The sequence below is a fragment of the Ktedonosporobacter rubrisoli genome, assembly GCF_004208415.1.
Classification (GTDB): Bacteria; Chloroflexota; Ktedonobacteria; order Ktedonobacterales; family Ktedonobacteraceae; genus Ktedonosporobacter; species Ktedonosporobacter rubrisoli.
Genome location: NZ_CP035758.1, coordinates 4,475,337 through 4,487,613, shown reverse-complemented (window position 1 = coordinate 4,487,613; position 12,277 = coordinate 4,475,337). Strand labels below are relative to the sequence as shown.

General features: G+C 49.3%; 10 protein-coding genes. 4 read left to right on the top strand and 6 right to left on the bottom strand.

The window, feature by feature from the left end; all coding sequences use genetic code 11:
* Positions 1 to 753 precede the first annotated feature (753 nt).
* The gene (locus EPA93_RS19720; RefSeq protein WP_129889156.1) at positions 754 to 1,977 is read left to right on the top strand and encodes an MFS transporter; all 1,224 of its coding nucleotides are present in this window, start codon (positions 754 to 756) and stop codon (positions 1,975 to 1,977) included.
* 89 nt (positions 1,978 to 2,066) lie between these two features.
* Here EPA93_RS19720 and EPA93_RS19715 read toward each other — a convergent pair whose 3' ends face one another.
* Together EPA93_RS19715 and pdxR are read right to left on the bottom strand one after the other, a co-directional pair.
* Complete coding sequence (locus EPA93_RS19715) at positions 2,067 to 2,336, bottom strand: hypothetical protein (protein ID WP_129889155.1); 270 nt, start codon at positions 2,334 to 2,336, stop codon at positions 2,067 to 2,069.
* Between the two features lie 39 nt (positions 2,337 to 2,375).
* Positions 2,376 to 3,857, bottom strand: coding sequence for a MocR-like pyridoxine biosynthesis transcription factor PdxR (gene pdxR / locus EPA93_RS19710; protein WP_165423262.1), 1,482 nt, complete (start codon positions 3,855 to 3,857; stop codon positions 2,376 to 2,378).
* A gap of 388 nt (positions 3,858 to 4,245) precedes the next feature.
* Between pdxR and EPA93_RS19705 the strand changes: the two genes are divergently transcribed.
* Positions 4,246 to 5,133 carry a hypothetical protein gene (locus tag EPA93_RS19705; protein WP_129889153.1) on the top strand — a complete coding sequence of 296 codons (888 nt, stop codon included), beginning with the start codon at positions 4,246 to 4,248 and terminating at the stop codon, positions 5,131 to 5,133.
* A gap of 209 nt (positions 5,134 to 5,342) precedes the next feature.
* On the top strand, positions 5,343 to 6,191 hold the full coding sequence (locus EPA93_RS19700) for a CPBP family intramembrane glutamic endopeptidase (RefSeq protein WP_165423261.1): 849 nt from the start codon (positions 5,343 to 5,345) through the stop codon (positions 6,189 to 6,191).
* Here EPA93_RS19700 and EPA93_RS19695 read toward each other — a convergent pair.
* Together EPA93_RS19695 and EPA93_RS19690 are read right to left on the bottom strand one after the other, a co-directional pair.
* Positions 6,188 to 7,591 (bottom strand): G1 family glutamic endopeptidase, encoded by a 1,404-nt coding sequence (locus EPA93_RS19695; RefSeq protein ID WP_129889151.1) that lies wholly within the window; start codon positions 7,589 to 7,591, stop codon positions 6,188 to 6,190. The two genes, EPA93_RS19700 and EPA93_RS19695, sit on opposite strands and share 4 nt — an antisense overlap.
* A 637-nt stretch (positions 7,592 to 8,228) precedes the next feature.
* The gene (locus EPA93_RS19690) at positions 8,229 to 8,702 is read right to left on the bottom strand and encodes a cupin domain-containing protein (protein WP_129889150.1); all 474 of its coding nucleotides are present in this window, start codon (positions 8,700 to 8,702) and stop codon (positions 8,229 to 8,231) included.
* Between the two features lie 300 nt (positions 8,703 to 9,002).
* Between EPA93_RS19690 and EPA93_RS19685 the strand changes: the two genes are divergently transcribed.
* The gene (locus EPA93_RS19685; RefSeq protein WP_129889149.1) at positions 9,003 to 9,896 is read left to right on the top strand and encodes a LysR family transcriptional regulator; all 894 of its coding nucleotides are present in this window, start codon (positions 9,003 to 9,005) and stop codon (positions 9,894 to 9,896) included.
* Between the two features lie 98 nt (positions 9,897 to 9,994).
* Here the strand turns inward: EPA93_RS19685 and EPA93_RS19680 are convergent, their stop codons facing one another.
* Complete coding sequence (locus EPA93_RS19680) at positions 9,995 to 10,597, bottom strand: PadR family transcriptional regulator (protein ID WP_129889148.1); 603 nt, start codon at positions 10,595 to 10,597, stop codon at positions 9,995 to 9,997.
* Between the two features lie 145 nt (positions 10,598 to 10,742).
* Entirely contained in the window at positions 10,743 to 12,098 is a 1,356-nt protein-coding gene (locus EPA93_RS19675; RefSeq protein WP_129889147.1) for an MFS transporter, read from the bottom strand.
* Positions 12,099 to 12,277: the final 179 nt, after the last annotated feature.

Sequence of the window (12,277 nt, the reverse complement as noted above, 5' to 3'; positions counted from 1 at the left end):
CGTTGCATAATTAGCTGAAATACCTATCACCCAGGTAGGCTCAGCCGGGAAGCAATACCAGGTTTTCCACATTCCTTTTAAAAAACGGTACTATAATTAATTAATCAGATAATTAATTATAGGCTAAGAGAAAGCTGAAAGTCAAGGTAGATTTGCCTCCTTTGCGCAGCTTAAATTTTAGTTTGCATGCAAGACAGGAAAACGCAAGCTTATCAGGTAGCTCTGCTGAGAGGCAAGGCTTTCCAATTCTAGTTGAGAGGCAAACGGCTTGACGCCTGCCAGGGGCTGCCATTATACTCTTGATAGAGATTACTGCAGAAGAAAAAGAGAGGAGTTTCTTATCATGTTATTTTGCGCTTTAGTTGACACAACGGGCTGTTCAGCGGTAGTTTATGTGACAATCTTGGCTTAATAGAGAGAAATACTTTCTGAGATTCTAGCCTCACATTTTCCTTCCACACAACAGTTCCCCTTGTGTCCTATCTCCATACCTTCTTCATTTTCTAATGTACGAATTTGCTTCATTTGTTGTCAAGGCGTTAGAGGCTCCCTGCTTCCAGATATGCGCGTTGTGGATAAAAAGCTTCCTTCTGGAAAGGAAAAGATTTCGCGTGTTCTCTGGAGGCCAGTTAGCATCCTTCCGGGCTTGCTAACATTTTTTATGGGCAACAAATTCAGCTTCCTGAATAGACAATCCTGAGTAGCCATTATCAATGACTGCCATGATTTGGTCAGGAGAAATGGGCAAAATTTATGAAGGGCCGCGCTTATATAGTCTATTTGATCCTTGAAGGCGCTTTTGCGCTGTTTTTCGCCTTGATTGCCACCGTCAACCTTGTTTATCAGGTAGAGGTTGCTCATCTGAATCCCTTGCAACTGGTACTTGTTGGCACAGTTTTGGAAGTAACTTCGCTCATCTGTCAGATCCCGAGCGGCATACTTGCTGACGTCTATAGCCGGCGCCTGGCGATCATCGTCGGGATATGCTTAATCGGGCTTGGCTTTGTGCTTGAGGGCGCTATCGCCAGTTTTGAAACAATTCTACTAGCCCAGATAATATGGGGTGTCGGCTTTACCTGTGTCGATGGGGCGCGTGAGGCCTGGATAGCCGATGAAGTGGGTGAGCAGAATGTTGCCCATGCTTACTTGCGTGGCGAGCAGATCGGGCAGATCTGCGCTATGGTAGGGATTATTGCCAGTGTAAGCATTGCCAGCATCCGCTTGAATCTCTCAATTATCGTCGGTGGATTGCTTTTCATCGGTCTGGCTGTTTTTCTGCTGCTTGTAATGCCTGAACAGGGTTTTAGAGCCAGTTCTGCTAGAGAGCCAATATCCTGGCAGGCGCTCGGTAAGACCTTGCTTGAAGGTGGAAAGCTTGTGCGGCAGCGAACAGTGTTGCTGATCATTCTCGGTGTCGCTATATTCTTTGGCCTGTCCGGTGAGGGATTTGATCGTCTCTGGATTGACCACATAGTGACAAATTTTCAACTGCCTGTGCTTGGTAACCTGAAGCCGGTAGTATGGTTTGGTATTATCCAGGCTGGCTCCATGCTTCTCAGCATTGTGCTCACTGAGTATGTGCGGAGAAAGCTTGATATGCAAAGCCATGCGACTATTGCCTTGACGCTGCTTGTATTCAATGCGGTGCGCATCATGTGTATTGTACTGTTTGCCCTGGCCGGTAATTTCGTTCTGGCGTTGCTGGCTTATTGGGGAGCCTCAGTTGTGCGTCAGGCAAGCCGCCCGATCTATACAACCTGGCTGACCCGCAATATTGATGCAAATGTGCGCGCAACGCTTCTTTCCTTGGGTGGCTTGCTGGATTCGTTGGGACAGATCGCCGGGGGACCGATGGTTGGGCTTGTTGGGCTGCTGGCCTCCCTGCGTGCGGCGCTAGTTGTGACAGGGATTGCTCTCGTCCCTGTCCTGCCGCTTTTTGCCTGGACCATGCGCAAGGAAAAGGAGCCAGGCGCGTGAAGTAAGCGCCCTGGCGATGCTGGTGCCTGGATCTGCAGAGCAGAGGAAAGATTTGATACATGCGTATGCTCCGCAGATCCGCGCATCTATTATCTGGATGAAGGGAACCAGGCCTTCACTTGTTGACTTGTTATCCATTCTCGGTAGCCGCAGAGATTGCAGCGTGCTTCATCAAGAGCGCCCAGAGGTAAGATGGGAATGAAGTAGAGCGTGAGCCATTGTCGCGTATGGACAACTGTATGGTAAGTATGTTGTCTACAACCAGCGCACGGATATGCCAGCTGACCCAGAACACGATTGCGACCACGGGTGCCAACAATGATGGAGCATGCCATTAAAAGAGTAAACAGTGCTATCATTTTCCCTCTCTTTAAGCTTCTACCTGACAGTAAGCTGCTTTATTTGTCTGCCCTGGTCTCATTAGCTGCAAGGGCAATTACATCGGCGAGCCGTGTGGCTCCTGCAATAATTTCGCCTTTTTGTAGCCCTCCATAGCCCAGAACCAGGCCTTGCCTATTCGGCGTACCAGCAAAGAAATCCCGTAGTGGATATACAACCACGCCTTTTTTCCGGACCAGGCTTAGAATCTGCTGCTCATCGAGGTAAGAGGGCAGCGCTAGATAAGCATGAAGGCCAGCTTCTATTCCCTGCAGCGGTGCGATATGTGAGGTCTGTCCAAGCGTCATATGCAGCGCTACACGGCATTGAGCGTAGTGCTGGCGCATACGTCGGATATGACGTTCTAGATGTCCTTCTGTAAGAAAATTGGCGATAGCTTGCTGGAGAGGCCACGAGGTATGGAATTCGGTAAGCATCTTTATCTGTGTAAGCCGGTCCTGTAACGGTTGAGCGGCGACGAGATAGCCACAGCGGATGGCAGGCGTGAGGATCTTAGAAAAGGTTCCTAGATAGACTACGGGCCTGCTTGTATCAAGTGAGGCGAGCGCTGGTAAGGGTGGGGTGTCAAAACGAAATTCGCTATCGTAATCATCCTCGATGATCAACACATCATTGGTTCTGGCCCATTCTAGGAGCGCGAGTCTTCGACTTGTTGAGAGGCGCGATCCGAGTGGATATTGATGAGAAGGTGTGACATAGATGAGTACTGGAGCCGCGTTACCCGTTGGCAATTGATCCACGCGTATACCATCCTGATCGACGATCAGCGGAAGCAAACGTGCCCCATGTGATAGGAAAATCTGACGAGCTTTGGCATAACCAGGTTCTTCAATGCCTACCAATGCTCCAGGAGTAAGTGTAGCTCGGGCTATAAGATCAATAGCCTCAGTTGCCCCCGTGGTGATCAGGATATCTTCAGGCGTACAAATAACGCCACGCGCCCGGCCTAGATATGTACTCAGCGGTACACGAAGGGCCATTTCTCCCTGTGGGTTTGTATAGTCTGTTGGCAAAGATACAGAGGCCATCCGTTTCCAGGTTGTCTGCCATTGTATCTGGGATGTCCTGGGCAAGAAGGTTGCCCCTGGGCGAAAGGAAATGGTTTCTGCCTGTAGCGGCCCTTCGTCCCGGATATGCAGAGACGTATGCCTCAGCCAGCGTGGAGCACCTTTGCTAACTGAAGTTGGGATAGCTGGCTGTCTGGGTTGCAGATCGCTGCTGACAAAGGTTCCTGATCCTGGTTTACCGCTCAGATAACCCTCGGCCAGGAGGCGATCATAGACCGCGAAGGTAGTCGTGCGCGATATTCCAAGAGAGGCGGCCAGTGAGCGTGTTGAGGGTAGGCGCATGCCTGCGGAGAGCTGGCCCAATAAAATGGCCTGGCGAACCTGGCACAGCAATTGTTCCTCAAGAGATGTTTTTTTTGTCCGATCCAGAGTAATAGGCAAGTCAAGCTCGATTCGTGGACGTTGTGGTCGCATCGCGTCGTCTCCAGATGGCCTGCTGGTTTTTGTGAAATTGACTGCTAGCATAAGGCCACTATCCCTCTAGTATAATATCGAGAATAGATGATGGACAAGACCCAGTTTCGTCAGCGCTCTGGCCCGTTTCATAGTTCTGTCATTTTTTCTTGCTATGCTTGCTCTTTATAGAGAAATACTATAGCAGCTATTCAGCTATCTTACTGTGGCGATATTGTAAATCAGGTAGAGGCATGAGGACACTATAACCTTGTAAAATAGAGAAGACAACTATGGACTGATTGGTTCTAAAAGATAGCATTTCTCTGCTAAAATGGCAGAGCTAATATGGCCCTCTGGTGGCTCTTACGTTTATCGGTACATAGTATTGTAAAGGAGAGTTCTTAATTTGGAGATACACAACGTGAATGCTCAACGTCCCGTTACTGATTCGTTAGCAGTTCCACAGCGCCCCGCTTCCTGGAAGGCCAAGTTTGCCTTCCGTGGTAAGCAATATTTTTATAATCGCATTCCCTACAATAATCGAGCCGAACGGGCGGTTGAAATTCCGTTAGCCTTCGCTTTCCTGGCCCGACAACCGGAGAGTACGAGCATTCTGGAAGTGGGCAATGTCCTGCGATACTATGAGAATGCCTTGAGCGATACCCTTGGCATTCGTTCTCGCCGTATTGTTGATAAATTTGAGGTGGGGGATGGAATCGAGAATGTAGATATTATGGATCTGGACTCGGCGCAAAAGTATCAGGCCATTGCTTGCATTTCCACTGTCGAGCACGTTGGTCAGAGCTTTGCCCCGACAGGGCGCTTTGGGGAGCGTCAAAATACAACTGATCTGGAGGCTCCCCTTAAGGCTATTGCCAAAATCTATGATCTGCTGGAGATCGGAGGAGAAGCTTTAATAACTGTTCCCTTTGGGGTACTTAGCGATGGTGGCTGGTATGTGCAGTTTAGCGCGGAATATCTTGAGCTCCTTGTGAGTAAATATGGGATTCCTGCGCAGGTGCTTAGTGTGGGATATTTGAAGCGGGCCTTTGTCGGACCTGGTTGGATCAATCCCCTTCAGTGGTGGGAGGAGGCAACTGCTGAAGAGCTGCGCTACGTTAGATATGATTTACTGCGGGGAGGCGCCAGAGCGATTGCTGTAATTGAGCTCAAGAAGGCAAAACAACCATTCACCCTTAATCTGGCTATAGATCCATCCCCACTTACTTATTTACGGTCCCATATATCCCGCAGCGCGTCTCTGGCTGCCGGCCTGCTGTGCAGCTGGTTCTAATGCCCATGCTTGGCTGAGAAAAGCCTCAGGTAAAACATTTCTTATAGCCATAGAGATAGGCTTGGTATTTTCGCGGAAAGTAAGCTTTTGCGCGCAAGCAATTATTGGTGACCAGCCAGGAAGCTAAGGCTTATTGACATTGGTAATTCTGGCTGGCGAGCCTGGCCATGGTGGGCGAAAGAAGACTAAATGAAGAAGAGGTAAGCGCTATGCAAGGAAGCAGATCAGGGAAAGTTGCTATCTGGTTTGGTGTTCTGATCCTGGGATGTACTCTGGGCACTGACCTGTTAGGATTAGCAGCCGGCTCCGAAGATTTAATGTATCTAGGAGCTCTCTGGGCTCTTATTCTTACCCTCATCTTTACTTTGCTCCCGCCGCAGCGACGCGAATATCTGCGCATGCTCAGGATGCACCACCCGGGAAAGCTACGCTGGTATTGCAGCGCTCTCTTGATCTCCGGGGGACCTGTTATTGTGAGCTTTCTTGTGGCCTGGAGCATGCATCTTGTCGAGGCTCCAGCCTGCCCTCAGCTTAGCTGTTTTCTTGGAACATCGGGAGCTCCAGCATTTTCTTCCCTAACCTCTAATCTTTTGCTATATCTGCCATTTCTCTTTCTCTTTGCACTCTTTGAAGAAATGGCCTGGCGCGGTTTTTTGCAGCCTCGATTGAGCAGATGGTTAGGGCTCAAAAGCGCTCTACTGATAACGGGTTTGATCTGGGGTCTATGGCATTATGGCTGGTTTATTTGGGGTCATTACTATCCTGGAGGCGAGCTGATCATTGATATGCTTATGTTTACGCTTGATACCGTTTTGGAATCGGTCATTATGGGCTGGATATTGTTAAGGGGGGAAAGCCTCTGGCCGCTTGTCCTCTACCATGGAGCCTCAAATAGTATCTGGGAGCTTTGTAATGCGTATTTCCGGATAAAGCATGCTGGTTGGGTGTATCTCGCCGGTGAGAGCAGTATTATCAATCTCGTGATCTGGGGAATTATCGTTGTCTTCTTGTGGAGACGGCTTCCCAGATCAGAGAGACAGGTAGAGGCTATGGCTTAGCTATGTATCCATTGTACTGAAAAGGTAGAGCCATTCTGGGCAAGGGGTGAAGTAGTAGCTTTTGTAACACCATTTGCTGCCATCTGGTACATGACTGTTTGTGGACCATTGCCTATGGGCACGTTATTGTTGACTGTACATGAGATATTAACAGCTCCAAAGTTAGTAAGATTTGCCACTGACTGCTGATGCGTTGTGGTGTTCTCTATAGTCGGTGCCTCGGTAATGCATTCAGCAATGCGGGTGTCAGAAGCCGGGCCGGCCTTAGAGGCCGAGAACTGCCAGCCAGCAGTAGTATTGTCTATGTGCATTTCAAATGTACCATTGTAGAAGGTGACCGATGCGCTAATAGTATCTCCAGAATGGATGGGTTTAGTGATGGGCACGGAGGCCTCGGGAAATACCTCCCACCATACGCTGTAATGCGGCGTGCCAGATTGGCAGTCGCTATCAGCGCCTATCTGGGCAAGTTTAGCATCGTGCGTGACCCCGGTCATGCCAACCCAGAAAGAAGCTAACGAATCCTCATGTGAACTGCAGCTTGACTGTGGAATGTTCCAGGTTCCAAGCACTTTTTCGTAGCCCTGTTCGCCGTTTAGGTTGATTGCGGCATATCCCGCGTAAATGGTGGTCGATTGTGTGCTTACATATCTAGCAGTGCCGGTACGCACTCCATCTGGGTTAACCAGCGGCTGCCCTTGCTCGCTCTGGATAGTAAAGCCGAAGACCACAGGGCTATTGCTGAGGCGAGAGCCATTAAGGATAAGATCCCACTGACAGGTATAGGTATCTTTATCTGGCGTAGAGGCATTGCAGATAGGAACAGGCAGTTGCCCGGGCAGCGTTGCTGTAAATTGTACCTGCTTGATCTGCTTATTCTGGGCAAAAGCCTTAACTGCTAAAGTAATAGATGTGCCTTGCAGCGTAAATTTATCTCCCGGCGTGGCCCATATGCCCGCAGCAGTGCCAGGCGGAATGGTGAGAACTGTAATGTGGAATGAGCCGTTGTTCGCGGCTAGATTGGCAGAGTTAACCCCCAGAAAGAGATTACCGTGCTCCTGGGCTACAAAGCCAGTATGCACACCGACAAGACCCGCAGGCCCGGTCATACTTACGCTGTAGATGAGCGCCTCGCAGGGTAAGGAAGAGATAGGCAAGTTAGCCGGAGAGCAATGAGTATCGCCCTCTGGACCTGAGGCGGTGCCATCAGCTTTTGCCTGCGCGGAGCCCGAGGCAAAAATTTCTACGCGTTCGCCGGGCATGATCGCAATGCCTGTATCAGAACTTGGGCTGTGAACATTGAAGTCTCCCGCGAAGTCTCGTAATCCCTGGTGGGCTGGAAGATTGAAGCGGTGGATTGCTGGCTGCGTGAGTGCGGCACTAGAGGCTGATCTGGCCATGTGAACGCATCCTGATGAAAGGAGTAGAATAATCAGGAGGGTAAGCAATAATATCCAGCGATAGCATCTTCGGATGAAGCTTCTCAAGAACTGCTCCTTTACGATTTCCTGTATAGTAATAATGCCTCAGTTTCTCTAAAAGCAAAAATAAACTTCTTTAAAGCAATAGGCGATAGAAGGCTCTGGTCCACTCTTCAGCATACTTGAGCTCGCCAGCACTGCGCGATCTTTCTTCTATACTGCATATGCCTTATAGGCGCCAGTAAATGAGTTTGATTTTTTATCTTTTGGAATAATAGCACAAAGAGGAAAGAGGTAAAGTAGGTAATTTTTTGCTGAGGGGCTATTTTCAAACAGTTACAAAGAAGCACTATTGACGATACAACCTTATAGATTTAGATGTCATTTATATAGCTAATAGCGGTTTTGCGAGAGCTTGAGTATCCCTACTGTTGGTTGTAGGGTCTCAATAAAAATAGGATCGCAGTGAGCTGGAGGGGCGGCTAGCCTTTAAATGACTCGTCGACTTTCCCTCCATTGCTACAAAACTATTCAACAGCCTGCTTGCTACGATCACTTATTTCGCTCATCGCTATTCCTGGAAGACGGGCGTGCCCTAGCAGATCCTTCAAGGCCCTTATTCTGTTAATGGAGGCCCAACCTCAACGATTCCATAGCGCTCGTTCACGTGCTGAAGCGCCTCGTGGTTAGCAGGCTCAGAGCGCAATGCTTCACCAACTTCCTCAAAGTACTTGCGCATCTCTCCTGTCGGCAACGCCTGGATAAGTAGATGGCCGTTTTCCGCGCCAATATTGCGGAAGCCGTGGGGAGTTCCACGAGGGACAAAGATCCATGTGCCCTCTGACACCTTTACTATACGTTCCGCGACTTTGATCAGAAAATTTCCCTTCACAACCCAAAAACACTCATCAAAGCGCTCATGCAGATGTTCTGGAGGGCCCATGTGAGGGGGAACCACTTCAAACCATGTCTCCACTACTCCATTAGTGGTCTCTCCCGTTGCTTTCCACACTTGATACCAGGCCTCGGAAAGAAACGTTTTCTCTCCCTGTTCTTCATCTAGTATAGCTGGGATACTCGTAGAAGTCATCTGATCTCTCCTCTAACGCTATTTAAGCGGGTTTGCTTTGGCTCAAAATTAATTAAGAACGCTAAGCGATATGAAAAATGCAGGCTTTCCCATAGCCTTTCTGGCTAAGTTAGAGCGCTTAATGAGATAATATACAATTGACCGCCATCACTCAAATTAAGCAATGGCCACAAAAAGTGGGACGTCTCCAAATTATTTCACCAATACGTCTATAATACTTTGACGCGGGCAAGATATCCAAGACATAATAAGACATAGCTTCATAGACACAAAGCTATTATTTTTGAGGGTAAAAAATAGATGGATCTCCTTCAATTACGCTACTTCAGGGTGGTGGCGCGAGTTGAGCATATGACGAAAGCCGCAGAGGAGCTTTTTATTGCCCAGCCCTCGCTCTCGAAAACGATTAGCCGCCTGGAAAAAGAGATAGGAGTTCCTCTTTTTGAGCGGCAAGGGCGCGTGATTCGACTCAATAAGTTTGGCAAAGCGTTCCTTGAGCATGTCGAAACGATATTTCAGGAATTGGAGGAGGGGCAGCGCAAGGTCCAAGATATGGCTGGATTGGAACATGGAGAAATTTCGCTGGGGGCGGCAACTGTGTACTGGCTTCCAGACCTGTTACATCGTTTCCAGATGCGCTATCCTTCTGTGCGCTTTCGCTTGTCTCAATGTGAACTGGCTGAAATGCCACATCGGCTCGAAACAGGAGCCTGTGATTTTTGCTTCATGCCTGGCCCATTCGCAAAGCCCGGTATTCAATGGATGCGGCTGCGAACCGAAGAAATTCTACTTGTGGTTCCTACAACACATCGACTGGCTGGCGAGAAGCGGGTTCCTCTGAGCGAAGTTGCCCATGAGGCCGTCGTGATTGAAAAAGCTGGCTGCGGCTTGCGCGATCTGATGGAGACCTATTGCCTGCAGGCAGGCTTCACTTTGCGTTCTGCTTTTGAAATAGATGAGCCTGCAGCCCTCTTTGCTTTCGTTCAAGCTCAGCTAGGAGTAGGTTTCACCACAGCATTAATGGAGAGACGAGTTTATGAGCATGGCTTAACGACACTTCACCTCATCCCAGCAACCTGTCAGCGCATCTTTGGCGTGGCCTGGTACAGTCAGCATTATCTTTCCCAGATTGCGCGAGCCTTTCACCACTACCTCATCGAAGAGGTTGTTGTAGAAGAACAGGAAGTTTTCTAACAGGGCACGTGCGAGATAAAGCTACTGCGCGTTCTCTTTATCTATCCTCCCTTAGCCTGAAAACAGCAAAGAAGACCCCAACACTGCTGACTTCTGCCTCAGTCCGAATATTTGTGCTCGTGGGGAGGCTCATTCTGACTCCGTTTGTCATCCACATAGCTTTCTAGCTGCGTGAGTATCCAGTGACACCACGTAATATAGCCGCGTTCATAGCTAAGCCCTCGTAGCAAGGTGGCATAGCTGCCGAAATCAGGTGAGTCTGGACTAAGAGGAGTAGCTTGTGGATATTCGGTTAGGATTTGTTCATATTGTGCGAGCTGTTGTTGATGTAGCTCTTTCTGGTCCTGAAAGAGCTTGATAGCCTTTTCTGGATCAGCCAGCCAGAGAGAATAGGTCTTCAGCAACAACTCATTGCGCTCGGAAGCCGGTTTGGCTGGCTCGGTTATCCATTGCGCTAAAACGGCTTGTCCATCCAAAGTAATTGTATATAATTTCTTATCGGGCCGGTCCCGCTGCGCGATAGTTTCGGCAGTAACGAGCCCCAGCTCCTCAAGGCGGGCAAGCTCAGGGTAGATCTGGCTATGTCTGGCTTGCCAGAAGAAGCCAATCGGATTTTTCATTGCCCGCGCCAGGTCGTAGCCTGAAAGTGGTTTACGCACGAGCAAAGTAAGTAATGCATAGCCCAGCGTAGTAATAGACACTTTTTATTCCTCGAAAGCTGGCAATGCAGCTAATAGTTATGCTTGAATGGACATATACTAAATTTGGCACAGTATACTATATGATTAACTGCAAAACAAGAGCCTGCCAGGCGTTTTTATGGTCAGTTAGCTAGATCGAGCGGTTCTATTTACGCTGCTGGCTTTCTTCTGGAGGATGGATGTTGCGGAAGAACCAGTAATAGAGAATAACGTTGAGCGCTTGCATAATAGCGGCAAATTCAAGGGGAAGATCAAGCGCTACCTGCTGCATAAGATAGCCGGCAAACGAAGGGCTTATGGCTGCCGCAACCTGGGATGGGAAGTTTGCGAGCCCGGCTGCGCTGGCTCGCTCTTGTCGCGGAATAATGCCCATAAGATAAGACTGGCGGACCGGATTAGACAATGTGTTGGCAATCATACGAATAAGATAGAGCGTGGCAGCCAGAAAAAAGGTTGGCATAAAGGCGATAAAGGCCAGCAAGATGACAGAGATAGTCCGCGTAATAACTATAGTTCGCACTGCACCTAGCCTACGGGCAAGGTTGCCAGCGAGCAAATAAGGGATAGCGGCGGCTATATTGATAATGAAGAATAAAGCGCCTAATTGGGCAGCATCAACGCCGTAACGGCGAAAGAACCAATAAGTCATAAACGAGCCAAGCACGCCAATCGCCAGCCCATTTGTTGTATTTGTCACCATGAAGCGCCATAGTAGGTTCCATGAGCTACGGGTAACACCCATAAAGTTGGTCCTGCTTGCGCTATGAGTGGTCAATGGCCGCGCATCTGTAGAAAGGGCTTTTTCCCTGGTTGCTATATGTCGTTGTTCGCGCACAGGAACAACTACAAGCGCCATAGCCACACCTATGACCGCCGTCAGCAAGAAGAGAATGCGGTAGCCGGTGAGCAGGGAAGTTGAGAGATAAGTTTGCAACAGGCCAGGTATAACTGCTAGAAGGGAGCCCAGCGCTCCCGCGATAACCCCAACAAAAGAAAGCGCTCCGAAGACATGCGTGCGTTGTACGTCGTTGACATGCTCGGCGATTAGCGCTTGCTCGGCTGGATAATAGGGTCCCCAGGCCCCGCCGCTGCCTGCCCCACCTCCACGGCCTATCGTTCCCAGCGCTCCTGCGATGACAAGCACGATAAAATTTCCAGAGAGAGCAAAGAAAATGCCCCCGAAAGTCATCAAGAGCGAGATGAGGATAAGTAGGAGTTTACGACCAAAGCGGTCGGACAGCATACCAACTGAGGCCGCCAGCAGCGCGCTTGCTATGGCTGAAGCGGTAAACAGAATGCCCAGATGGATGGCATCAAAGCCCAGGCGAGCAAGATAGAGGGGGACGATGATTGCCAGGTAACTTTGTGCCAGGCTACGAAGCCCGCGCCCGCTAAAGAGCAAGGTCAGATCACGATTTAGCCAAGAAATCTGCCATCTGCGTGAAGGCTTGCTGCCAGGCTCATCGAGCTTTTTGTCGGAAGCATTTGGCTGTGTGCGCATTGAATTCCTATTGAGCAGCTTTGTACTTATCCGCTAAAAGTCGGAGCTATCCCATTGTGCTGAGCATGCACCACCTCCATGGTTCCCAGGCATTCCAGTTCGCTAAAACAGGATGGTTGCGTGCGAGTAAGCCAGCTCCATCTTTCCCACCTTGCTGTCGCCATCAATGGGTAGAAAAA